At 41.9% G+C, this 24,334-nt stretch carries 22 protein-coding genes and 4 tRNA genes; 17 read left to right on the top strand and 9 right to left on the bottom strand.

Annotated features, from left to right (window positions below):
- The first annotated feature begins 181 nt into the window (after nucleotides 1-181).
- Both abuO and phoU read left to right on the top strand, forming a co-directional pair.
- Nucleotides 182-1,534, top strand: a complete 1,353-nt coding sequence (gene abuO / locus AY606_RS05790; protein ID WP_067866085.1) for a multidrug efflux outer membrane protein AbuO — start codon at nucleotides 182-184, stop codon at nucleotides 1,532-1,534.
- 95 nt (nucleotides 1,535-1,629) lie between these two features.
- Complete coding sequence (gene phoU / locus AY606_RS05795; RefSeq protein WP_067866087.1) at nucleotides 1,630-2,349, top strand: phosphate signaling complex protein PhoU; 720 nt, start codon at nucleotides 1,630-1,632, stop codon at nucleotides 2,347-2,349.
- Nucleotides 2,350-2,457: 108 nt separating this feature from the next.
- On the opposite strand, the gene AY606_RS05800 is transcribed toward phoU, so the two are convergent.
- On the bottom strand, nucleotides 2,458-4,260 hold the full coding sequence (locus AY606_RS05800) for an ABC transporter ATP-binding protein (protein WP_067866090.1): 1,803 nt from the start codon (nucleotides 4,258-4,260) through the stop codon (nucleotides 2,458-2,460).
- Nucleotides 4,261-4,409: 149 nt separating this feature from the next.
- On the opposite strand from AY606_RS05800, the gene AY606_RS05805 reads away from it, so the two are divergent.
- Nucleotides 4,410-5,027: an alpha-ketoglutarate-dependent dioxygenase AlkB family protein gene (locus AY606_RS05805; protein ID WP_067866609.1), complete on the top strand. Its 618-nt coding sequence runs from the start codon at nucleotides 4,410-4,412 to the stop codon at nucleotides 5,025-5,027.
- 223 nt (nucleotides 5,028-5,250) lie between these two features.
- Here AY606_RS05805 and AY606_RS05810 read toward each other — a convergent pair whose 3' ends face one another.
- The gene (locus tag AY606_RS05810) at nucleotides 5,251-6,024 is read right to left on the bottom strand and encodes an IclR family transcriptional regulator (protein ID WP_067866093.1); all 774 of its coding nucleotides are present in this window, start codon (nucleotides 6,022-6,024) and stop codon (nucleotides 5,251-5,253) included.
- Nucleotides 6,025-6,503: 479 nt separating this feature from the next.
- On the opposite strand from AY606_RS05810, the gene AY606_RS05815 reads away from it, so the two are divergent.
- From AY606_RS05815 to AY606_RS05825, 3 genes are read left to right on the top strand one after another with little or no spacing between them, the layout of a single operon-like run.
- The gene (locus tag AY606_RS05815) at nucleotides 6,504-8,591 is read left to right on the top strand and encodes an FUSC family protein (RefSeq protein WP_067866096.1); all 2,088 of its coding nucleotides are present in this window, start codon (nucleotides 6,504-6,506) and stop codon (nucleotides 8,589-8,591) included.
- Nucleotides 8,592-8,593: 2 nt separating this feature from the next.
- Complete coding sequence (locus tag AY606_RS05820) at nucleotides 8,594-8,800, top strand: DUF1656 domain-containing protein (RefSeq protein WP_067866099.1); 207 nt, start codon at nucleotides 8,594-8,596, stop codon at nucleotides 8,798-8,800.
- 48 nt (nucleotides 8,801-8,848) lie between these two features.
- The gene (locus AY606_RS05825; protein ID WP_067866100.1) at nucleotides 8,849-9,856 is read left to right on the top strand and encodes an HlyD family secretion protein; all 1,008 of its coding nucleotides are present in this window, start codon (nucleotides 8,849-8,851) and stop codon (nucleotides 9,854-9,856) included.
- A 77-nt stretch (nucleotides 9,857-9,933) separates the two neighbouring features.
- Here the strand turns inward: AY606_RS05825 and ruvX are convergent, their stop codons facing one another.
- The 3 genes from ruvX to recN form a co-directional block, all read right to left on the bottom strand.
- Nucleotides 9,934-10,377, bottom strand: coding sequence for a Holliday junction resolvase RuvX (gene ruvX / locus AY606_RS05830; protein WP_067866102.1), 444 nt, complete (start codon nucleotides 10,375-10,377; stop codon nucleotides 9,934-9,936).
- Nucleotides 10,370-10,924: a YqgE/AlgH family protein gene (locus AY606_RS05835; protein WP_067866104.1), complete on the bottom strand. Its 555-nt coding sequence runs from the start codon at nucleotides 10,922-10,924 to the stop codon at nucleotides 10,370-10,372. Before AY606_RS05835 ends, ruvX begins: the two co-directional genes overlap by 8 nt.
- Nucleotides 10,925-11,044: 120 nt before the next feature.
- Nucleotides 11,045-12,706 carry a DNA repair protein RecN gene (gene recN, locus AY606_RS05840; RefSeq protein ID WP_067866106.1) on the bottom strand — a complete coding sequence of 554 codons (1,662 nt, stop codon included), beginning with the start codon at nucleotides 12,704-12,706 and terminating at the stop codon, nucleotides 11,045-11,047.
- Nucleotides 12,707-13,465: 759 nt separating this feature from the next.
- On the opposite strand from recN, the gene ppnP reads away from it, so the two are divergent.
- The 3 genes from ppnP to AY606_RS05855 all read left to right on the top strand — a co-directional run bounded on the left by ppnP (nucleotide 13,466) and on the right by AY606_RS05855 (nucleotide 15,619).
- Nucleotides 13,466-13,789, top strand: a complete 324-nt coding sequence (gene ppnP, locus AY606_RS05845; RefSeq protein WP_067866108.1) for a pyrimidine/purine nucleoside phosphorylase — start codon at nucleotides 13,466-13,468, stop codon at nucleotides 13,787-13,789.
- Nucleotides 13,790-13,920: 131 nt separating this feature from the next.
- The gene (rlmB, locus tag AY606_RS05850; RefSeq protein ID WP_067866110.1) at nucleotides 13,921-14,670 is read left to right on the top strand and encodes a 23S rRNA (guanosine(2251)-2'-O)-methyltransferase RlmB; all 750 of its coding nucleotides are present in this window, start codon (nucleotides 13,921-13,923) and stop codon (nucleotides 14,668-14,670) included.
- Nucleotides 14,671-14,701: 31 nt separating this feature from the next.
- Nucleotides 14,702-15,619 carry a DMT family transporter gene (locus tag AY606_RS05855; RefSeq protein ID WP_081408368.1) on the top strand — a complete coding sequence of 306 codons (918 nt, stop codon included), beginning with the start codon at nucleotides 14,702-14,704 and terminating at the stop codon, nucleotides 15,617-15,619.
- On the opposite strand, the gene coaE is transcribed toward AY606_RS05855, so the two are convergent.
- Genes coaE through pilB form a run of 4 tightly spaced genes read right to left on the bottom strand, consistent with a single transcriptional unit; the run spans nucleotide 15,616 to nucleotide 20,072 of the window.
- Nucleotides 15,616-16,230, bottom strand: coding sequence for a dephospho-CoA kinase (coaE, locus tag AY606_RS05860; RefSeq protein WP_067866114.1), 615 nt, complete (start codon nucleotides 16,228-16,230; stop codon nucleotides 15,616-15,618). The two genes, AY606_RS05855 and coaE, sit on opposite strands and share 4 nt — an antisense overlap.
- 13 nt (nucleotides 16,231-16,243) lie before the next feature.
- On the bottom strand, nucleotides 16,244-17,104 hold the full coding sequence (locus AY606_RS16755; protein WP_067866116.1) for a prepilin peptidase: 861 nt from the start codon (nucleotides 17,102-17,104) through the stop codon (nucleotides 16,244-16,246).
- Nucleotides 17,104-18,330, bottom strand: a complete 1,227-nt coding sequence (locus AY606_RS05870) for a type II secretion system F family protein (protein WP_067866117.1) — start codon at nucleotides 18,328-18,330, stop codon at nucleotides 17,104-17,106. The genes AY606_RS16755 and AY606_RS05870 overlap by 1 nt, the downstream gene beginning before the upstream one ends.
- Before the next feature lie 29 nt (nucleotides 18,331-18,359).
- Nucleotides 18,360-20,072, bottom strand: coding sequence for a type IV-A pilus assembly ATPase PilB (gene pilB, locus AY606_RS05875; protein WP_067866119.1), 1,713 nt, complete (start codon nucleotides 20,070-20,072; stop codon nucleotides 18,360-18,362).
- A 282-nt stretch (nucleotides 20,073-20,354) separates the two neighbouring features.
- Here pilB and tpiA point away from each other — a divergent pair, with 282 nt between their 5' ends.
- The 8 genes from tpiA (at nucleotide 20,355) to nusA (ending at nucleotide 24,327) form a co-directional block, all read left to right on the top strand.
- Nucleotides 20,355-21,146 carry a triose-phosphate isomerase gene (tpiA, locus tag AY606_RS05880; protein ID WP_067866611.1) on the top strand — a complete coding sequence of 264 codons (792 nt, stop codon included), beginning with the start codon at nucleotides 20,355-20,357 and terminating at the stop codon, nucleotides 21,144-21,146.
- A gap of 13 nt (nucleotides 21,147-21,159) precedes the next feature.
- Entirely contained in the window at nucleotides 21,160-21,489 is a 330-nt protein-coding gene (gene secG, locus AY606_RS05885; protein ID WP_067866121.1) for a preprotein translocase subunit SecG, read from the top strand.
- A 53-nt stretch (nucleotides 21,490-21,542) separates the two neighbouring features.
- A tRNA-Leu gene (locus AY606_RS05890) sits at nucleotides 21,543-21,627 on the top strand.
- Between the two features lie 46 nt (nucleotides 21,628-21,673).
- Nucleotides 21,674-21,750 (top strand) — tRNA-Met (locus tag AY606_RS05895).
- A gap of 71 nt (nucleotides 21,751-21,821) precedes the next feature.
- Nucleotides 21,822-21,898: transfer RNA gene (locus tag AY606_RS05900), tRNA-Met, on the top strand.
- Between the two features lie 92 nt (nucleotides 21,899-21,990).
- Nucleotides 21,991-22,067: transfer RNA gene (locus tag AY606_RS05905), tRNA-Met, on the top strand.
- Between the two features lie 211 nt (nucleotides 22,068-22,278).
- Entirely contained in the window at nucleotides 22,279-22,803 is a 525-nt protein-coding gene (rimP, locus tag AY606_RS05910; RefSeq protein WP_067866123.1) for a ribosome maturation factor RimP, read from the top strand.
- A 39-nt stretch (nucleotides 22,804-22,842) separates the two neighbouring features.
- Entirely contained in the window at nucleotides 22,843-24,327 is a 1,485-nt protein-coding gene (gene nusA / locus AY606_RS05915; protein ID WP_067866125.1) for a transcription termination factor NusA, read from the top strand.
- Nucleotides 24,328-24,334: the final 7 nt, after the last annotated feature.

The raw sequence follows: 24,334 nt of genomic DNA on the forward strand, positions 1-24,334 counted from the left end.
TAGTTACGCGGTGTGAGCATTCACTGGCATTTTATAAAGTATCGAGATAGCATAAGTAGATAGTAAAAATTAATAAAAATCATACGGAAAATTAAGGAGATCATTCTAATATTGCATAGTTTTCTGAGAAACATGCATGTTTGCAGATGGTCTGATAGGGTGCAGGGATTTAGCATAAAAAATGAATATAAAAATAGTTATCAGTGCATGTGTTTTACTGGTAAGTCCATGCAGTTATGCTTTGGATTTGGTTGAGGCTTATCAACGTGCAAAAACTACAGATCCAAACTGGCAAGCTGATCTTTTGCAGTATGAGGCAGATCAATTAAATCTGGGGATTGCGAAAGGAAACTTGCTTCCCACCATTACGGTTTCTGGAAATGTCACCCGTAAAAGTCAAGATGCGAATCAGACCAGTATTCCGGGTTTTCCTGTGGACGCATTTAGTGCATCTTCCTCAACCACCAAACAAATTGCCATGACTGTACGGCAACCGATCTTCCGTTGGGATGCTTGGGAAGGTTTAAAGCAGGTGAAAACTTCCGTGAGTTTGAGTGAGGTCAATTTAAAATTACAAGGTCAGGAACATATTTTAAATGTCTCTGAGTCTTATTTTAATGTGTTACGTCAACAGAGTTTAACCACTGCAAATCTACAAGAAGAAAAAGCCTTGTTGGAACAGCTTAATGTGATGAATGCAAAATTGCGCGAAGGTCTGGTGGCAAAAAGTGATGTTAGTGAAGCCAATGCCCAATATCAAAGTGCAAGAGCTAACCGTATTTCTACTCACGTACAATTAATTTTGGCCCAAGAGCAGCTGGCACAAATCATTGGACCCTATCGTGAAAATTTGGCGATACTCAGAGACGATTTTCAATTTCAAAAACCCTATCCTGCTGACTTGGATGCCTGGACGGCTTTAGCGCAGAGTCAGAATCTTTCGATTCAGCAAGCCCGGCTACAACAACATTATGCAGAAGATCAAAAGCGGGTAGAAAAAGCTGCGTTATATCCACAAATTGAGGCGGTGGGCACTTATGGGTATGCCAAGCAATCTCCACAAAATGTCATCTCCAGTGACGGTCAGTTTGATCAGATTGGTGTGGAGATGAACTGGAATGTGTATAACGGCGGGCGAACGCAAAAATCCATTCAAAAAGCTGCGGTGAATGTGAAAAAAAGTGAAGCTCAGCTGGATGCCGCAATTCGTAAAGCCAATACCGATGTAAAAAAATCCTATATGCAGGTGGAAACCGATCAGGCCAAATTACAGGCGCGTAAAGCGGCCATGGATTCCTCCGACGTGGTATCTCGAGCGTCCAAGGCGCAATATGAAGAAGGCTTGAAAACCTTGGTCGATGTGCTGTTGGCGCAACGAAATGCTTTTTCGGCCAAGCAAGATTACTTAAATGCACAATATGATTATTTAATTAATGTACTGCGCCTCAAGGCCTCGGTTGGAAAATTAACCGAACAAGATATTGAAGAAATGAATGCCTGGCTGATCGAGAAAGTCACCGCGCAACCCAGCTAAAGATTTGGATTTTTGTCATGAAAGGTTCATATTAGATATGATTTAATATTGAACAAAATTTTTCATCCTGAAATCGCTGTTGTGGAGTAAGTCCCTTGCCAAATAATCCGGTGCTGAATCACCATATTTCTTCGCAATTTAATGAAGAATTGCAGGATGTAAATACCAAATTTATGACCATGGGCGGCTTGGTGGAACAACAAGTGGCCAATGGTATTCGTGCCTTATTGGACACCGATGCAAGCCTGGCGATTGATGTGCAATTTCAGGACAATATCGTCAATCGTTTAGAGACGGAAATTGATGAAGCCTTAACCCTGATTTTGGCGCGCCGTCATCCGGCTGCCATTGATTTGCGTATGGTAATAGCCATGTCGAAAGCCAATACCGATTTAGAGCGTATTGGTGATGAAGCGGCAAAAATTGCACGGATTGCCCAGAATTTGTGTGAAGAAGGCAATTCACCGCGCGGCTACATGGAAACCCGTCATATTGGCAATCAGGTACGGGTCATGATTCATGATGCTTTGGATGCCTTTGCGCGTTTAGATGTCGATCAAGCTTTGCGTGTATTACTTGCCGATGCCGATATTGACCGTGAATATCAATCGGCAACACGTACTTTAATGACCTATATGATTGAAGATCCGCGTCATATTTCACGGGTGATCAATGTATTATGGGTACTGCGTTCTTTAGAGCGTATTGGTGATCATGCACGAAATATTTCTGAACAAGTCATTTATATGGTCAAAGGTTTGGATGTGCGTCATACCAGTGTTGAAGAAATTGAAGAAAAAGTTCAAAAACGCTAATTTCTGAATCAATTCTCAACAAAGCCTCAACCTGGATTGAGGCTTTTTTATCAGGATTAGATTCATTAAAACCAAATTCAAAGCACAGATTCTAAAGAGAGCAGGTGGTTAACTATGCGTCTCTTCCTCAGGATACTCTTCAAAAGTTTTGGCAATTTTTTCAATGTTTAAACTCTTGGCCATGGCATCAAAAATTTCTTTATATACGCCTTCTTGATGATAGAGCGCGTCATGTTCGCCGTGTTCGGCAATGTAGCCTTCTTTCATCACATAGGTGTAATCGGCATCAATGATTTGCGACAAACTGTGCGAAATCATAATCACAGTTCGCCCTTGCTTGATTTGATCCAGACTGTGTTTGATTTGCTCCGAAGCAATCGCATCTAAACTGGCGGTCGGTTCATCCAGAAAAATAATCGGCGGATTCTTTAAGAACATGCGGGCGAGGGCAATGCGTTGTTGTTGTCCGCCTGAAAGCATCAAGGCATCAGCATCATAGGCATGCGGAAGCTGTAAAATTTGTTCATGAATCGAGGCTTTTTTGGCAGCCGTCATAACATCCTCAATACTGGCATCGGTTTTGCCATAGCGAATATTTTCAAAAATAGACCCTTGGAAAATATGATTTTTTTGCAGCACCAAACCAATATGATCGCGTAGATATTGGGTATCAATGTCTTCCAGATTTATGCCATCGAGTTGAATCTCGCCAGACGCGGGCTGATAAAATTTATCCAATAAGCTGATCAAGGTCGATTTCCCGGCGCCGGATAAACCGACCAAAGCGGTGATTTTATTCGGTTGAAACACCATGTTGATATTCTTTAAGGCATGGTGGCCATTGGGATAGTAAAATTCGACATTTTTAAGTTCGAACTTGCCAGTGATCACCGGTTTTTGTGCCCCACTCGGCTCGATTTCATGATCGGCTTCCAAAATTTTAAAGAAGCTTTCCGAGTAAATCATCGCGTCATTCACTTCATCATAAATACGATGCAAGGAGCGAATCGGGGCGGAGACGTTATTGAATAACAGCACATGGTACATAATCATGCCGATACTCATCTGACCATCCAGCACAAAATAAGCCGTTAAAATAATGATCAGTACAATACCAATCTGTTCGATAAATGTTTTTAAGCCGTCAAATAAAAAACTGGTTTGACGGGTCTGCATTTGATTGTTGGTCAGTTCTTTTTGTAGTTTGAGCTGTTTTTCGGATTCAATCGATTCACGGTTAAAGGATTTAATCACGGTAATCGAGTTGATAATGCTGAGGATGCCTTGGCTCTTTTTTTCACGTCCATCACGCAGTTTACGTCGCCATCCGCCCAGTTTTTGCGCTTGCTTAAAGGTCAGCCAAAAATAAATCGGCACGATACTTAAAGCCACCAAGCCGACATAGAAATTGGCATAGAACATCAGGCCAAGCGCTACAATTGCGCTGGTAAATAGCGGTAAAATATCGATAAAGAAGATTTGCACCAGACGCGTTAGCGAACCAATACCGCGGTCAATACGGGTTTGCAATTTACCGGCCTGGTTATTGTCTTCATTAAAGAAAGCCAGTCGATAGGTCAGGAATTTCTCAATGATGCCTTGGGCCAAATCCTGCGAGACGAAAATTCGTAGCTTTTCGCCATAAAATTTTTGTCCAAATTGCACAAAGGCATTGATGACTTCCTTACCCAGTAAAATAGCAGAGATAGTGATCAGGATATGCCAGCCTTCAGACAGTCCTAAACCTGCTTCAATCAGGCGATTAATATTATCAACGGCATATCTTAAAGTCAGTGCATTGACCTGTGCAGTGAGCGATCCAATCAGGGTTAAAATAAGGGTGGCAATGACCAATACGCGATAAGGATGAACAAAAGATCGAAGTTTTTGAAATAAGTGCCATAAATTCATATGCAATTTTTTTATTGTCCAGCTCGATTTCAGTTTAAGCCCGATTTTCTGATGTCACAAGCGCATACAATGTTTTGAATTGTGAGCAGAAATAATCCGCTAAAATAAAAGTGAATCGTACATTTATTCCTGACTCTGTATTTTCGACCATGAACTTTGAATTGTTTGCACCTGAAGCTCAAGCCAATCTCTTGCCCTGTGACGGGATTGTAGAAGATTATGGGCTGATTTTAACGCCTGAGCAGAGTGAAAAATATTTGCAGTATTTTTTAAGCAATTTAGCTTGGCAACATGATCAGGTGTTTCTATTTGGACAGCATCATATCACCCAGCGCCAAGTGGCTTGGTATGGCGATGAAAATTATCGCTATCACTATTCCGGCACGGTAAAGCAGGCACATATATGGAATCCTGCGTTATTTCGTTTAAAGCAGCATATTGAAAAATTGGTTGGGCATCGTTTTAATTCCTGTTTGGCGAATCTGTATGAGCAGGGTACTCAGGGCTTAGGCTGGCACAGTGATGATGAAGCGACATTGATTTCCGATAGCGGACAAGAAACCGTGATTGCTTCTTTAAGTTTTGGTGCAATGCGTAAATTCAGTTTTAAGCATAAACACAAAGCAGAAAAAGTCGCTGTAATGTTACATAGTGGTCAGCTGATTGTAATGCGAGGCCAAACACAGCAGTACTGGAAGCACGCCTTAATGAAATCGACACGAATAGTTGAACCCAGGATTAATCTGACCTTCCGTTATTTTTTTTAAAGAATAAGGCGTAAATTTGAAAGGCTAAAAATAAATAAAGGTAAAAAAAAAGCTCATGCATAGGCACAAGCTTTTTCTCTGAGGATGTCGCGCAAATTGTCATGGAATACAATTGGCTACATGAAGAACAATAATCATATTATGAGAATAATTTTAATATTACAATGGTTAAGATGGGCTTTATTTTGCATAAATTGATATTTGATTGAATTTTAATACAATTTTAAAGCTCGTTCTCTCTAGATATTTCAGCAAATTTTTTCTCAATCAATGCTGCATTTTCCTGCAAGATTTCAATCAGTTTCTCGAAATTAATAAATTCAAAGCGATTTTTAGAGCCTAATAAGGTCAAAGCTAAAGGCGGTTCCTTGCTGGAAAATTTCACCGCAATAGAAAGAGTGGCAAAATTCGGATCCACTTCTCCATTGGAAAAATAATAGCCCTGCTTTTTAATCTGTTTCATCTGTAACAAAAATTCTTCTTCGCTATGCGCAAATCCGATTTTAGACAGTTCAGGCGCAAAGCGCTGGTAATAATCCAAAATGCGCTGTTTGGGCAAATGCGCCAGAATCACTTTGGCAGAAGAACCCTTATAGATGGGGCGAGGGCTACCACGACCATACGTCAGTGTAGTTATGTCTTTATACAGTTCATGATGAATATCGATACATGAGTCGTAATTCAAATGCGTGAGCAGACAGCCGAATTCAGTACGTTCCACAATTTGCTGCATAAACGGAATACTAATTTGCACCAACGGATCTGTGGTACGAGAAATATAGTCCAGTACTGCAATCTTAGAACCCAGCGTATAGTCACCGGAAGTACCACTTAGGCGCTGTAATAATTCTGAGGATACCAGTTCTTTCAAATACCGGTAACTGGTGGGTTTAGACAGTCCTAATTCTTCACTAATGATATCGACATTAATGATAGGGCGAGACACCGAAAACAGATCCAAAACGGTGAGAATCTTACCAAAACTAGAAATTGCCATAAATACCTGCTTGGTCAAAGCATATAAAAAGAGAAAGTAACATGCATTACTTTATAACAAAAAATTAGCCAGAGGAGAGCTTTTGTTGCGACAATGCTGTATTTGTCAGCATTTAAAAATATTTTATTTCCAGCATGAGAAATTTAATAACACTGAGTAAAAGATACTCTTTTAATTTAATGAGTATTATCATAAAAGGATATTATTATTGACTTTTTGTTGGTTTATTGAAAAAATAGCCAGAACAAATATCTAATGATGAATCTTTAGCCTTATTGGTTATCTGTTTTTCTATTTTATTTCGCATAAATAATAAGATGCGAAAATTTCTCCATTCATTTTGAATGACGATCATTTCTGATGACATATTTATACATGTCTATTTTTTACACGATGTACCTTAAAGGTAGATCGTGCACTTTAGTCGTCGTTAAAAAATCACTGTAGTGAAGCGTTAAACCTTAATCTGAGATAAGCCAATGCTGCTGACCAAACAATTACTCGCATTTCGTCCAAACAAAATGGATTGGATTTTTGCGACTAAAACTTTTGTGGCAGGTATGTTGGCACTTTATGTTGCATTTTCTTTGAATCTGGCTTATCCGATTTGGGCGGTTGGTACGGTCTTTGTTATTGCCAACCCCTACTCAGGCATGACCTCGTCAAAAAGTATTTATCGGGTTTTGGGAACCTTGCTAGGAGCTATCGTCTCAATTGCAGTCACCCCATTTTTGATAAATACGCCGTGGTTATTTACCTTTTTCTTGGCAGTTTGGGTGGGATTCTGCCTGTATATTTCATTGCTGGATCGAACCCCGCGCAGTTATGTTTCTATGCTGGCAGGTTATACCACGGTCATTATTTGCTACAACATTGTTTATTATGCCGATACGGTATCTATCTTCGATATGGCGATCGGACGTTTTCTGGAAATCACCGTTGGGGTAGTCTGCAGTGCCATTGTCACCACGACTATTTTTCCGCTAAATATCGGACCGGCTGTAGAAACCCGAGTTTCAAAAACCATTCAGGATACCAACGCATTATTTGACCAGATCTTGCTAGATCAAAAACAACTGCACCATTACAACCAGTTACTTGGCAATATTACCCGGGATACCTCCGATATCCATACCATGGCGGTACATTTATCGTATGAGAAATCCAGCCTTCGGGGGATGACCAAGCCGCTTCAGGAAATGCTGCATCAATTAACCGTATTGGTGGCAAATCTGGTGGCAATGTCGGAACGCATGAAACAGCTCGACCAAATTGATATGAGCTATCGTACCAAGCTGAAAGATGTACATGCGCATATTGCAGAATTTTTAAAAGATGAGCATGAGATCAAGCCACAAGAACTGAATCTTTTGCCCAGTCAGTATGAAGCTGATTTTGAGGTCTTGGTGACCTCGGCGCGACCTGAACAGGGGGTCATTTTAAATAGCTTGAAGATGGATATCCGGCATTTTATTCAGAATGTTCGTGCAGTGAAACTGATTTGGCAGCGCATTCAGCAAGGCGATGATTCCTTGCCTGAAAGTATGAGTCCTTTAAGCACCATCTATCCGAGTTTACATCGAGATCATGGCATGGCCATACGTGGCGGCATTTCAGCATTCATTATTATTCTGATTGCCACTGCTTTCTGGATTTTAAGTGGCTGGAAAGCAGGATTCATGTTGGCAGAAATGGCTGCAATCACTGCCTGTATTTTAACGGCCATGGATAATCCGGTACCGGCATTGAAAATGTTTATCCGTGGCAATATTTATGCGATCGTGGTGGTCTTTATCTATGCCTACGGGATTTTCCCGCATGTCACCACCTTTTGGGAACTGGGGTTGGTTCTTGCGCCATTCATCATATTTTGTCTGATGCTATTTCCGCATCCACCTTTAACCGGACTGGGCCTACCTTTACTGATGGGAGCGGTGATGGGGCTGAATTTTCAGAACAGGTATTCGCTCAATCAAATTACATTTTTTGATGCATCGATTGGTTCGCTGATTGGTCCGATAATTTCGGTTTATGTGATTCACCTGGTTCGTGCGATGTCCCCCGATATTACCGTACAGCGCATTTTGGCTTTGCATTATAAGGCAGTCCGAAAGGCCTTGTATCTGCCTTATGGTGCCGAGTTTAAACGGCATTTGCGTAGTATGCTGGATCGAATTGGAGTGCTCAACAGTAAAGCTGCTATTGAGTCACAAAGTTTAAAAAAAGATATTAATTTGGCATTGATCGAAACCAGTGCAGTAATTGACCTGGCGCGACTGCAGGAGCTGATCGACAAACTGCCCGAGCAAGAATCTATTGTTTCTTCGATTGAAGAGTTGCAGCAGTCGCTAGATGACTATTTCCGCGCCAAAGAAATGCAGCGACCACATGCCGATATTTTACAAAATTTATTGCACAGTATTGCGATGGTTCAGTCTGTAACCGATGAAGTCGAAAATCCGGATGTTGCCCAGCGCCTGAAAATTTCACTCAACAATATCTGCAGCAGTCTATGTCATCAAAACACCGTAAATATGAATGAACAGAAAATTTTGGCAGGGAGCTAAGCATGGGCGAACTTAATCTGTATGGGGTTTATGTCCCGATCCTTTTAATCCAAAGCATGCTTGCTTATGTGCTGCTTAAAATCGTGATGCTTGGAACAGATCGACTGGTTGATCAGGGCTGGATTGTATGGCCGAGCATATTTAATTTGTGCCTGTATGTCGTGCTGCTTTTTCTGGTGCATTGGCTCTTTATTATGTGTGCCATCTAAGATGAACACCACTACTTCCCAAATTGAAATGAATGAGGTAAACCTGAAATGACATCCTTTGATCTACGCAAAATAATCCGACCGATTGTTTTGCTGGTAGTGGTACTGATCGCGATTTTCGCCATTATCCATATCTGGAACTATTACAATTCCGAACCGTGGACGCGTGATGGTCGTGTACGTGGCGATGTAATTCAGGTGTCTTCGGATGTATCGGGTCTGGTGACTGACGTCTTGGTACAAGATAACCAAAGCGTTAAAAAAGGGCAGGTGCTGTTTAAAATTGATGTCGCCCGTCAAGCCATTGATGTCGAGCAAGCCAAATCTGATTTGGCCAAGGCCAAAGCGGGTTTAGCTGCAGCTGAAGCAGAATTGGCCCAGGCTCAAGCCAACGTGGTGGAGTCGGAAGCCAATATTAACTGGGCAGATAAAAATGCCAACCGCTATTCCAATTTAATGGATGGCGCGATTTCAAAGCAAGAACAAGAGCAGATGTTTGCAACGCGTGATCAATCGCATGCAGAACATGAACAAATGCTTGCAGCTATTGCACAGGCCAAAGCCCATATCGTGCAGCAAAAAGCGCTTATTAAAGTGGCGACCAGTAATCTGCACCTGACACAACTGAATCTGCATCGCTCTGAAGTGGTTGCACCTACGGATGGAACCTTATCCAATTTTGAACTGCAACAAGGTAATTATATTAAAGTGGGACAAGCGGTTGCCGCACTCGTAAACCGTCAGCAGTTATACATTGTCGGTTATTTTGAAGAAACCAAGCTGAATAAAATTTATGTCGGTGCGCCTGCAACCATTCAATTGATGGGTGATTCTGAAAAGTTAAAAGGACACGTGCAAGGGATTGCATCGGGGATTGAAGACCGAGAACGTAGCTCGACCTCTGGACTGTTGGCCAATGTGAATCCAACCTTTAGCTGGGTGCGTTTGGCACAGCGCGTACCGGTAAAAATTGTTCTGGATGAAGTGCCGAAAAATGAATTGGCTTTTGTCGCTGGACGTACTGCAACCATTCATATTGAAAAACCCGCCAAGTAATCAAATTTATTATTCATTTCAATAAAAAAGCCATTCAGTGTTGAATGGCTTTTTTGCATCATTAATGTTTCATAAAACTAAGGCTTAAGCCCTTCAGGATTGCGATACCAGCTTTCAATAAAAAGTGCCGCTGCAACACTGTCCGCAGACAGATTTTTTGCGCGACCTTGGGCTTGATAATGACCCAGTTCATCACGCGCTTCACGGGTGGTCAAGCGTTCATCCACCATCAAAGTTTCAATGTTGGTTTGATGGCGCAAACGGCGGGCAAACTTGCGTGAACGTGCCGAAAGTTCAGATTCGCTATCATCCATATTGAGCGGCAATCCCACTAAAAATAAAGTAGGCTGATACTGTTTCACAATTTTCAGTAATTCCTCCCAGTTCGGAATGCCATCTTTCATCGGAAACAGGGCAAGCGGATTGGCACTTTCAATCAGTGATTGACCGACCGCCATGCCCATTTTTTGTGTACCAAAATCGAATGCCATAATCAGTTGAGGTTGTGATAAATCAGGCATGTCCGATCTCTGATGAAAGCCAAGTGCGGTCTACGCCCATTTTTTTATAGGCAGCATCCCAGCGGTCGTCGTAAGGTAAGTTGAAAATTAAATCCATATCCGAATCACAGATGAGCCAGTCGCCACGTGCCAGTTCTTTTTCAAGCTGGTTTTTGCCCCAACTGGCATAACCCAAGGCAATTTGATAACGCCCAACGCCTTCATTATGTGCAATGGCATCTAGGATATCTTTAGATGTGGTGATACAGACATTATCACCCACGGCAATGGATGAATGCCAGGTCGGCTGACCGGTATGCAGTACAAAGCCTGCTTCCGGGCGTAATGGTCCACCCTCTAATACCTCATGGGGATTGACATTATCCGCTTCAATTTCCAGATCATTCAGTAATTCTTTGATTGAAAGACCGGAAGGGCGGTTAAGGATAATGCCTTGAGCACCATCTTCATCATGTCGGACCAAATAAATGACCGTACTGGCAAAAAAATCATCGGCTGAATCAGGAGGTGCAATCAGACAGCGATGTGTTAGATATTGTTTAGTCATCTAAGCCATTTCCTCCTTAAAATCAGAAAAATCTGATTAAATTAATAATAATGCTTTTATGCGTAACTTACTTAACTAATTGAGTTTCGCCGATAATTTTATGGGAGTTACCCTACAAAATTATACCTGATGAAACTTAAGTTGACGTAATTGCTTGGCATGTTGCAGGGTTGTGTCGTTAATTTCTACCCCACCGGTCATACGCGCCAGTTCATCAATACGTTGTTCTTCATTCAGGTCAATAATGGTGCTGCTTGCAGGATCCGTTTGGCGCTTCTTTACCAGCAGGTGTTGATCGGATTGTGCAGCAACCTGAGCTTGATGGGTGATACATAAAATCTGTACATGTTGGGCTAAACCTGCCAACAAGCGTCCCACCATTTCTGCCGTACCGCCACTGATGCCGACATCAATTTCATCAAAGACTAAGACTTCGGACTCGGTCTTTTCCGCATTCATCACTTGCATGACTAAAGCAATACGTGACAGTTCACCACCGGATGCGACACGTGCCAAGGGCTGTGCCGGAATACCTTTATTGGCAGTAAACATCAGCTGAATAAAGCTGAGGCCTTCTGATGACGCCTGTTCCAGCGGTTCAAACTTGAATTCAAAATAAGCTTCCGGCAACGCCAGTTGCTTCACTTGTTCGGTGAGTTTTTTTGCTAAAGGAGTCGCAGCTTCGCGACGAATCTCATCTAAGTGTTGGGCTTTGGCTAAAAAGTCTTGATGAGACAATTCCACTTGTTCAGCTAAAGTTTCAGGATCTTCCAGCTGATGCAGCTGTTCAAGTTCAGCCTGCCATGCTTCATATTCTTTTTTCAAGCTTTCAGGCTGGCTACGGTATTTACGCGCTAAACGGTGAAAGAATTCCAGTTGTGAATTCAGTTCTTCCATGCGTTCAGGATCAAAACTTTGACGGTCAATAAAGAGATGCAAATTTGCCGTCGCATCGGCCAGTTCACTTTGCGCATTGAGTAATGAGTTATAAATTTCCGCGAGTTGCTCACTGCGGCCGGCATGCGTTTCGAGGCGGCGAATAATCGAAGAAACTTCCTGAGTGATATTGGGTTCCGCTTCATCCAGTACATTTAAACTATAACTACAATCCAGCATGATATGTTCATGATGACTTAAACGGTCGAACTCTTGCTCAATCTCTTTATAGTCAATTTGCGTGATTTCTTCGAGTTCTTCGAGCTGTAATTCCAAGGTTTCGATGCGTTGTTTACGGGTCGCTTGTGCATCCAATGCAGCTTGATGCTGGCGAATATCTTTTTGCCAGGTGCTGTAGGCATCCCGGACATCTTGTGCCGGTTGATAAAAGTTGTTGTAACGGTCTAGCCAGTGCTTGGGATAAGGATGTTCCAGCAATTGTTGCTGACTATGCTGACTATATAGCTGCACCAGTAAACGACCAATTTCTTTCAGTTCAGCCAAACTGCTTGGGCGACCGTTAATCCAGGCTTTACTGCGACCCGTCGCAAAAATCACCCGTCTTAAATGGATTTCGCCAGATTCATCATCCAGCTCATGTGCTTTAAGCCATTCAGCTTCGGGACTTTGTTCTTTATAACTAAAAACAGCAGTGACATCGGCTTTGTCGGCGCCAAAACGGACATAATTGGTATCGGTGCGTTCACCCAAACAGGCAGACAGGGCATCCAGTAATAAAGATTTACCCGCACCTGTCTCACCGGTTAGAACATTGAAACCTGGTTCAATATCAATGGCTAAATGATCGGCTAAAGCAAAGTTGATCAGAGTTAAGTGTGTCAGCATAAACGCATCCGGGCTGCGAAAAGTTTTAATCTAAGATAGTGAAATTTTGTTTTGGTCACAAGCCAGCTTTATTTTTAAGATGACGTTAAACATCACTATTTTACCCGATATTTATAATGAAAATACCTTTTACCGAAGATACCCTATAAAAACAACATCTGCTGCAATTGAATTCACTATTAATCCGCTATTCGTGAACATGTCGCCAAGCCTGCCAGAATAGGAATTACACAGATCAACTTATGTGAGTTATGCTCAAATACTCTGCGTGATTTAGATCAGTGTATCCAGTTCATTTCAGAAATATTGTTCAGCGGCGATATTTTTCATCTGATTGAAAACAAGTTTCACGATCATACAAAAATGACTCAATTGCTGCGGGTACCCATCTTGGATCGATATTTTTGAGAGGGTATCTTGGGGCGGGCTTTAAATAGCAAATTGAGTCAGCCCGCTTGGCTTTAGACCGATAGAAAGTTACTCGGTTGAGGTTGATTATTTTGCTACAAAAATTGCTTATTGGGGCTGCGAATAAACCTTTAGTCGATACAATACAAAAACTTATTTGTGCTTATGCTAAGCTTGATTTAGACTCTCGCAAACTCGTGCTAAATCTTGCGCTGATTGATGCAGAACAAGAACTGCAACAATTTGTAAAATATTGATTTAGCCGTATGAAACACCGATTGATTAGTGGCATGCAGCTCTTTAAACTACATCAATCAAAAATTATAAATGCGCATTATCTGGAGAATACGCATGTCAAATCAGTTTGATCATGTTTCTGTTATCAAAAAATCGAATGTTTACTTCGGCGGTTCATGTATTAGTCATACCGTGCAATTCGAAGATGGCACAAAAAAGACACTAGGGGTAATTTTACCAACTGAACAGGCACTGACTTTTGAAACGCATGTGCCTGAACGTATGGAAATTATTTCAGGTGAATGCCGGGTCCAAATCGCGGATAAAATCGAGAGTGAATTGTTCCGTGCAGGGCAGTCTTTTTATGTCCCAGGCAATAGCCGTTTTAAAATTGAGACCGATGAAGTGCTGGATTATGTTTGTCATTTAGAAGGCTAAACATAAGTCGGACTAAGGCAAAGAAATTTTAGCCTGAATCAGTTAAACTAGATTTAAGCATCAATCCTGTAAAGTCAGCTTTGCAGGATTTTTCTTTTTTACCTTGTATAAATACATTTTAGAGGCCGTTCATGGCAAAAACCGAATATTTCTATGGCGTTCACTCAGTGGAGTCATTACTTGAGCTTGAGCCAGAGCGTGTACTTACTTTATTTACGCTAAAAGGTCGTGACGATCAGCGTTTAAAAAACGTCTTGGCTTTGGCTGATCCTTTTGGTATCAGTGTGCAACAAGCCAGTCGTGAAAAACTGGAAAAATTGGCAGGTCAGCCTTTTCATCAGGGGGTAGTTGCCGCTGTTCGTCCTCATCCAACCCTGAATGAGCAAGATCTGGATGATTTGCTGAAACAAAATCCTCAAGCCTTGTTGTTGGCTTTAGACCAGGTCACTGACCCACATAACTTGGGTGCGTGTATTCGTACCGCAGCGGCAATGGGTGTTGAAGCGGTAATTGTATCGCGTGATCGTTCTGCAAGCTTAACTCCGACAGCACGTAAAGTTGCTGCAGGCGGTGCAGAAAAAGTCAAGTTTATTCAAGTGACCAATCTTGCACGTACCTTGAGTAACATCAAAGATGAATTCAATGTACGTGTTGTCGGTACCATGCTGGATGAAAAAGCATTACCGGTGCAGCAGTTTGACTTTACCGGAACAGGTATCTGTCTGGTGATGGGCGCTGAAGATACAGGTCTACGTCCAATTACCCAGTCACAGTGTGATCAAACGGTTTACATTCCTATGGCAGGAAACTTGCAAAGTTTAAATGTCAGTGTGGCAACCGGTATGGCTTTATATGAAGCTTGCCGTCAACGTAATGTGTAGTTTTATTATCTAAATTTAAAAGTTGTTGGTTATGTCTCCCCGGTCTCAAGGTTATCTCTATGTCGCTATTACCATGTGTATCTGGGGGGGATTTACCATTACGTCCCGCTTAAATGCTCAGTGGGGGATCAGCGCCTGGGATATCACGGCATTACGTTTTGCTCTGGCCTTTTGTATTTTAATGCCGATCTTGATCTATAAAAAAGACCTGGCCTTTTTATGCAAAAAAGAACCTTTTCTTTTGGCGATGATTGGCGGGGTGGGATACTGTCTGACCTCCTATAGTGCATTTCATTATGTACCCGCCGCCCATGCAGCTATTTTTTTAAATGGCTGCATTCCTTTGTGTACAGCGCTTGCCGGATTTTTCCTGTTTAAACAGCCTTTTGATAAACATACCTGGATTAGCCTGATTATTATGCTCGCTGCCATCAGTGCAATGAGCTTTTTGATGTATCAGGAAACAGGCGTGGCTTTTGGTTTTGGCGACATGCTGTTTTTATTAAGTGCCATCTGGTGGGGTGTGTTTACCGTATTACTGCGTCAATGGAAACTTTCGGCATGGCATTCTATGGCCGGGGTCGCCATCTGGTCAGCGATCATTTATGTGCCGGTTTATTTACTATTTTTACCAAAGAATTTAACCGAACCTGAGCCGCTCCATTTATTGATGCAGGTCATTTTTCACGGTATTTTTGTGGTGATTGTAGCGACACTGACTTATGTCGAAGCCATTAAACGCTTAGGTGCTTTCAAGACCGGCAGTATCGTGACTTTGGCTCCTTTTATGGCAGCCATTCTAGCTGTGCCGCTATTAGGTGAACCTTTAAGTCTGGCGATTATGTGTGGCTTAATCGGTATGGCGATTGGTGCTTTGCAACCGTGGCGCTGGCTTATGCATAAAGACAGTTTGCAGCAGCAACTGGATCAACAAAAAAAGCAGTCTTAATCGGCTGCTTTTTTTTGCTTGCTACGCTCTAAATAAGCATGATGCAGCGGTTTTAAATGGCTATATAAATGGTCAAGATGTCCGTCATTCAGCACGATATCATCGGCCAGGCTTTGTTTCTGCTGACGTGGCATTTGTGCCTGAATAATTTTCTGAATCTGTTCAATGGATTGGCCATCACGTTGGCTGGCGCGCTGAATTTGTAAATCTTCAGTTGCATCAATGAGTAAGGTATAGTCAGTTAATTCATGTTGATTGGTTTCAAACAGCAGGGGAGAAACCAGAATGGCATAGGGACTGGTTGCGGTATGCAGTTGTTGAATAATGGATTGACGAATAGCAGGGTGGGTGATGCTTTCCAGTAATTTACGTGCGTTCGGATCTTTAAAAATATGGTCACGTAAAGCACGGCGATTCAGTTCTCCATTGTCTAACAGAACCCAATCCCCAAATGCAGCATGAATTTGTTGTAACGCAGGTTGTCCTTTTTCGACAATCTCACGTGCCACTAGGTCTGCATCAACAACAGTGATGCCTTGGGCTTCAAACCATGTACTTGCGGCAGATTTTCCGCTGCCAATCCCACCTGTTAAACCCAAGATAAAAGTCATTTACTCACCTAAATTATTGTCCTAAATAGACTTTCATAATCTGCTCGCCCCAAATAAAGGCTATCCAACCCGCAATGGCAATATAAGGACCGAAAGCAAAAGGCTGGTTTTCTTTACGTATTTTCAGCAGAATAATGCCAATGATTGCTCCCACCATGGATGAAAGTAGCACAATCAACGGCAGCATTAAAGGACCCATCCAGGCACCTAAAGCCGCAAGTAACTTGAAGTCTCCATAGCCCATGCCTTCCTTGCCTGTAATGATTTTAAACAGGTAATACACAATCCAGAGACACAGGAAGCCAATAATATAACCCCAGATTGCCGAGGTTGGAGAGGTATAGATGGCATAACTATTAATGCCCAAGCCGAGTGCTGCTAAAGTTAAGGTGTAACGGTCAGGTAAAAGCTGGGTATCAAAATCAATAAAGGTCAGTGCAATGAGGATCCAAGTCAAAAGCAAACCAAAGAGCATTTGTAGGGTCGGTCCGAAAACCGCAACAATCACCAATGAGCAGGCTGCTGTGAGTAGCTCAATTAAAGGGTAACGAATACTGATTGGATTCTGGCATGAACCACATTTACCGCGTAAGACCAGCCAACTGAGGACAGGAATATTTTGATACCAGCGAATTTCAGTATGGCATTTAGGACACGTAGATGCAGGTTTACTTAAGGTAAGCTTGGCTTCATCAATGATCGGCTGTTCAGGATGCAAAAACAGTTGGCAATCGCTACGCCATTCTTGCTCCATCATCTTCGGTGTACGGTAGATGACGACATTGAGAAAACTACCAATGCAGAGACTAAAAAGCCCAACTGCAAAATAAAGTGCAGTGGGGTTGTTTATAAAATAATCAATCAATTCTTGCATTACACCACAGAACCCATTTGGAAAATTGGCAGATACATGGCAATGACTAGGCCACCCACAAGGACACCAAGTACAGCCATAATTAAAGGTTCCATCATCGAGGTTAGGCCGTCGACCGCATTGTCGACTTCATTTTCAAAATGGGTCGCTACCTTATCCAGCATGCTGTCCAGCGCACCTGATTCTTCACCAATCGCAACCATTTGCACGGCCATGGAGGGGAATTTGTTGGTAACACGCATGGCAAATTGTAGCTGTTGACCTGTGGCGACATCATCGCGAATTTTCATCACGGCTTCTTCATAGACACAGTTGTTGGTTGCACCAGCGGTCGACTCTAAAGCATCAATCAGGGGTACACCGGCAGCAAACGTAGTCGCTAAAGTTCGGCTGAAACGCGCGATAATGGCTTTATAAACCAGATCACCAAAAATAGGGGCTTTGAGCGCTGCTTTATCGAGGAAATCACGGAATTTTTTACTGCGTTTTTTCGCTTCCATAAAACCGGCAATAATGGCACCAATGACAATAATCAGCACAAACCAGTATTTCTGCATCCATTCCGACATATTTACCACCATTTTAGTAAATGCCGGTAAATCTGCACCAAAGGAGCTAAACAAATCCTGAAAGACAGGAACGACTTTCACCATCAAAATAATTGTCACCACAAGTGCAACGACAATAACAGCCATAGGATATTTCATGGCCTTTTTAATTTTTTGCTTTAAAAGTTCACTTTTTTCTTTATAGATGGCAACTCGGTCAAGCATGGTTTCCAAGGCACCAGACTGTTCCCCTGATTCAACCAGTGAGCAAAAAAGATTGTCAAAGTATTGAGGGTACTTTTTAAGAGCACCAGCAAAGGTATTTCCGCCTTCGACTTCACCTTTAATACCTAAGACTACTTCACGCATAGAGGGGTTTTCTAGTCCTTCAGCCACAATTTCAAAGCTTTGTACCAGCGGTACACCCGCTTTCATCATGGTGGCGAGTTGGCGTGTGAAAATAGTGATATCAAGTGTAGATACCTTTTTTTTCATTAAGCCTTCGAGAATATTTTTTCTCTTTTCCCGAATCGTCTTAATGGTAATTCCTTGCTTGCGTAAGGTCACTTTGGCAAGTGCCATGTTACGTGCAGGTAATTCTCCTTTAAGTTTTTCCCCTTTACGATCAACCCCTTCATAACTGAAGGTTGGCATCATCTTTGCTTTTTTGACAGCCATGAATTTATCCTTATTTTTAAATGCTTAATCTATTCGCTGGTCACACGATTAACTTCTTGAAGAGAAGTCACCCCCTGCATGACCTTGATTAATCCTGAACGACGTAAATTATTAAACCCCGATTTTAAAGATGCTGCAGCAATTTCAAGTGCATTGCCATCTTCCATAATAATTTTCGAAATTTCAGGTGTTACTTTCATTACTTCATAAATACCGACACGACCCTTATAGCCTTCACGACATTCTGAACAGCCAACAGGTTGATAAACTTTAAAGTCTGGATGTTTAAGATCTTGTTCTTTAAATCCCATTTCCAATAAACTTGGTTCTGGAACATCAGCAGGAATTTTGCATTGTGGACATAAACGTCGCGCTAAACGTTGTGCAATCACCAAGTTTACCGAGGTGGCAATATTAAAAGAAGGTACGCCCATGTTCCTTAAGCGCGTCAATGTTTCCGGCGCACTGTTGGTATGGAGTGTCGACATCACCATATGCCCGGTCTGGGCCGCTTTAACGGCAATTTCTGCCGTTTCTAAATCTCGAATCTCACCGACCATGACAATATCAGGATCCTGACGCAGGAATGACTTCAGAGCAACAGAGAAGGTTAAGCCGACTTTCGCATTCACATTGACCTGATTAACGCCTTCCAAGTTAATTTCCACCGGATCTTCGGCGGTTGAGATATTGGTATCTTCACGATTGAGAATATTCAAACCCGTATATAAAGAAACGGTTTTACCCGAACCTGTCGGCCCTGTAATCAGCAGCATGCCTTGCGGTTTGTCCAGCGCCTGCATGAATAACTCTTTTTGCTCAGGTTCATAGCCCAATGCATCAATACCCAACATGGCACTGGATGGATCCAGAATACGCAGTACTAATTTTTCACCAAACAAGGTGGGTAAGGAGTTGACACGGAAGTCGATAGCTTTACTTTTTGAAAGTTTGAGTTTAATCCGTCCATCTTGGGGTAAACGCTTTTCTGAAATGTCCATTTGGGACATCACTTTTAAACGCGACGCTAAACGTGTGGACAATTGCAAGGGTGGAGTCGCAATGTGACGTAATACACCATCAATACGATAACGAACCCGATAACTTTTTTCATAAGGTTCAAAATGCAAGTCTGACGCACCCATACGAATGGCATCAATCAGTAATTTGTTAATGTATTTAACAATCGGTGCTTCATCAGCCTGCTGAGTATCATCTTCATCATCTTTTTGACTGAGATCTTCTTGTTCTAGATTTAAATCAATATCATCATCAGAAAATTCAAAGCTATCGGCTTCGGTAAAGTTTTGTTCAATCAGTTTTATTAGTTTTTGATGTTCAACAATTACCGCTTCAATATTCATTTTACTACTGAAGCGGATCGCATCCATAGCATCCATATTGGTTGGATTGCTGGTGGCGACATAGAGTAAATTGCCACGTTTAAAAATAGGCAATACACGATGTTTGCTAATCAGTTTTTCATCGATTCCTTCACGGATAATTTGTGCCGAATCATAAACACTGAGGTCGAACAGCGGTTCCCCAAACTCTTGAGAAATTTTTTCTGCAATATCGAGGGACGAAATTTTTAATTGATCAATGAGAAAAGGAACAATATCTTGATTGGCTTTTTTTGCACTTAATACTGCATTCTGCATGTTTTCCGCAGAAACTAAGCCATCTTCAACCAAACGGCGAATAAAACCAGTAAATCTTGGTGAACCTTGTAATGCTGCCATGCTTTAATATGCCTGCTCAATCAATTTGTTTATAATTGGTATCTTTAAATTATACTTTTGTTGTATAAAAATACCATATCTGAATATGTTGTCATCTACTTAATATCAGATAAAACTTTGAACCAGTCGTAATTCCATGCCGAAGTTTATTTTAAGAAGGTAATGAGGCGTTGCAAAAAAAATAAGAATGGCTTAAAAAAGCCCTGTGAAAATTTTCTAAAAAATGCTGAATTCCGTGTAGAATGTGCGCGGTTAAATGAATTGTTTTTAATAGGTTACTGTATGTCGGGTTCGGCTATTACTCCTTGGGTTGTTGGCAATTGGAAAATGAACCCAATGCAGGCAGACGCCAAAGCGCTGTTAAATGACTTTAAAGAATTATTGCAAAATAATGAAATTAAAGAAGAAAATTGTCATTTAGGTGTTGCGCCTACGATGCTAGCTTTGGCAAGTGTTCAGCAAGAATTAGCCAGTTCGGTTAGACCTGTTTATACCGTTGCGCAGAATGTTTCGCGCATTGCGGGTACGGGGGCATATACTGGTGAAGTAAGTGCTGAACTGCTGAAAGATCATCAAATTGATTTTGTGCTGATCGGTCATTCAGAGCGCCGTGAAATTTTTGGTGAAACTGCGCAAATCCTCAATGAAAAAGTTAAAAATGCTTTAAATGCAGGCTTAACCATTATTTATTGTGTAGGTGAAAGCCTGGAACAACGTGAAAATGGTCAAGCAGAGCAGGTGGTATTACAACAAATCTGTGATATTTCTGCGGTTGTTCAAGCGGAACAGTGGCAAAAAATTGTAATTGCCTATGAACCGATTTGGGCAATTGGCACCGGTAAAACTGCTTCACCCGAAGATGCACAGGGTATGCATGGCAAAATTCGTGAAGGTTTAACTCAAATCACATCCTTCGGTTCAAGCATCGCCATTTTGTATGGCGGTAGTGTTAAAGCTGAAAATGCAGTAGAGTTGGCCGCCTGTCCAGATATTAATGGTGCGCTGGTTGGCGGTGCATCTTTAAATGCAGAGTCTTTCTATAAAATAGCTCAGGCTTTTGCAAATACAAAATAATTAGGAGTTCAGCATGCAAACTTTTGTGCTGGTGGTACATATTATCTTAGCCATTTTAATGATTGTATTGATTCTGGTACAACATGGTAAAGGTGCAGATGCAGGCGCATCATTTGGTGGCGGCGGTGCTGCAACTGTATTTGGTGCTTCAGGTTCAGCGAATTTCATGACTCGCTTAACTGGCGTTTTGACGGCTTTATTCTTTGTGACCAGTTTAACTTTAGCGGTGTTTGCCAAAAAACAAACTACAGATGCTTATAGCTTGAAATCAGTACAAACCACGACGACTGCGCCGGCGAATTCGAATGAAACTTCGCCAGTCGCACCGAAAACTGGCCAATAACGCAATTTAGTCCTTTCTTTTTGGACCTGATGCTACTAGAATGCGACACAGCTGCGGTGGTGGTGGAATTGGTAGACACGCTACCTTGAGGTGGTAGTGCCTTCGGGCGTGGGGGTTCAAGTCCCCCCTTCCGCACCAACTTGTAATCCAGAACATAAGTTGGTGTGTGCAGCAAATCTGTTGATGCGGGATGGAGCAGTCTGGTAGCTCGTCGGGCTCATAACCCGAAGGTCGTTGGTTCAAATCCAGCTCCCGCTACCAATACTATTTAGAAGCAAACTAAATAGGCGATTTAAATAGTATTTAAATAGTGATTGATTTTTGCATGTTGTTGCGGGATGGAGCAGTCTGGTAGCTCGTCGGGCTCATAACCCGAAGGTCGTTGGTTCAAATCCAGCTCCCGCTACCACTTTTTGATTAGGGTGCAACCTAATCAAGCAACCATTGAACATTTTTTGATTGAAAATGCTCAGTGAATTGTATATAATTTTTGCACGTTGTTGCGGGATGGAGCAGTCTGGTAGCTCGTCGGGCTCATAACCCGAAGGTCGTTGGTTCAAATCCAGCTCCCGCTACCAAGTTTCTAAAAGGCTCACAAACATGGTGGGCCTTTTTGCACAGTGGACTTTGGTTTTTCTGTGTACACAGGGGCGATTACGCCCTTTTTTATTGGCTATCGTGTAGTGTCGACATCCATTGGTCAAATTGTCATGTTTCACTACTAATATAGTTGAGTTAGTCTGAACTGGTCATATTGACCATTGAATCGCACAACAATGACGAGAGTAAATGAAGCTATCAAATAAAACTCAAGCACTCCAAGACCTTATAACTCCTGCAGTGCAAGCTTGTAATGTAGATCTTTGGGGAATTGAATTTGTTCCTCAGGGTAAGCGTTCTTTATTGCGTATCTATATTGATAAAACCAACGAAAATAACACGCAACCTGTTATGAATGAAGATGGTGAGCCTGAACAAGGTCAGGGCATTGGCGTACAAGACTGTGTTCGCGTAACCCAGCAAGTAGGTGCAATGCTTGACGTGCATGATCCAATTTCTGGCGAATACTCACTTGAAGTGTCTTCTCCAGGTTGGGATCGTCCTTTCTTTCAACTTGCGCAAATGCCTGCCTATATTGGGCAGCAAATTGCTTTACGTCTGATCAGTGCTGTAGAGAACCGTCGTAAATTCCAAGCGAAACTGATTGCTGTTGATCTTGAGAATGAAATTATTCAAGTCGAAGTTGAAAATCAGCACGTACTTGAAATCGACAGTCACAATATCGACAAATCAAATTTGATCTTTCAAGATTAATTCATTCAATCAATAAGAATCTGAACGAATAGGTGACTTATGGCTCGTGAAATTCTTACCGTAGTAGAAACGGTTAGTAACGAAAAAGGTGTAAGTCGTGATGCAATTTTTGAAGCGCTTGAACAAGCTTTAGTTGCTGCGACTAAAAAGAAATTTTACGAAGGCACTCATGCAGAAGAAGCACGTTTACGTGTGGAAATCGATCGTAAGACCGGTGATTACCGTACTTTCCGTCAATGGGAAGTGGTAGCTGACGAAGATCATGAAATGCCTGCTTGTCAGGATGCGATTTCGGATCTTGACCCGGAACAATGGGCAATCGGTGATATTCGTGAGCTTGAAGTGGAGTCGATTGACTTCGGTCGAATTGCTGCACAAATTGCGAAACAAGTGATTGTGCAAAAAATTCGTGAAGCTGAGCGTGCTTTGGTTGCTGATGCATACGAATCTAAAGTGGGTGAACTCATCTACGGTGAAGTGAAAAAACAAACCAAAGATGGCTTTATTATCGACTTGGGTGACAATGCTGAAGCATATCTTGCTCGTGAAGAAATGATTCCTAAAGAAATTCTTCGCCCGAAACAACGTATGAACGCCATTTTATATAGCGTGAATCGTGAAGGTCGTGGTGCACAATTATTATTGTCACGTGCACGTCCTGAAATGCTGATTGCTTTGATGACGAAAGAGATTCCTGAAATTTCTGAAGAAATCATCGAAATTAAAGCAGCTGCACGCCAACCGGGTGTTCGTGCTAAAATTGCTGTGAAAACGAACGATCATCGTATTGATCCTGTAGGTGCTTGTATTGGTATGCGTGGTACACGTATCCAGGCAGTGCAATCAGAATTGAACGGTGAGCGTATTGATGTAGTGGTATGGTCTGATGATCCAGCACAATACATTGCAAGTGCTTTAGAGCCTGCAGATGTATCCAGTATTGTGATTGATGAAGATGCACATAGCGCAGATATCATTTTCGCTGCAACGGATCAGTTGGCACGTGCCATTGGTTCGCAAGGGCAAAATGTTCGTTTAGCATCTGAATTGACTGGCTACAAATTGGATATGATGCTCGAAGAAGAATTCTACGCGCGTCAACAAAATGAAGCTCAACAATACCTCGACCTGTTTGTAACACGTCTTGATATTGAAGAAGATTTGGCAATGGCTTTGGTTGAAATGGGCTTTACTTCTCTTGAAGAGATTGCTTATGTTCCAGCTGAAACATTCGATGAAATTGAACTTGATGCTGAAACTGTTGAATTATTGCAAAGCCGTGCGAAAGAAATTACATTGGCAGATGCATTAAAACAACAAGAAAACATCCAAGAACCAAGTGCAGAACTCGTTGCAATGGTTGGGATGACACAGGAAATCGCGTATGCACTTGCAGCTCGCGGTGTGGTAACAGTAGATGATTTGGCTGACCAAGCAACTGACGATATTGAAGATATTGAAGGTTTAGGTGCTGAAAAAGCAGGTCAACTTATTATGAAAGCGCGCGAATCATGGTTTAACTAGGAGGAAA

The sequence above is a fragment of the Acinetobacter sp. SFB genome (genome assembly GCF_001647545.1).
Lineage (GTDB): Bacteria > Pseudomonadota > Gammaproteobacteria > Pseudomonadales > Moraxellaceae > Acinetobacter.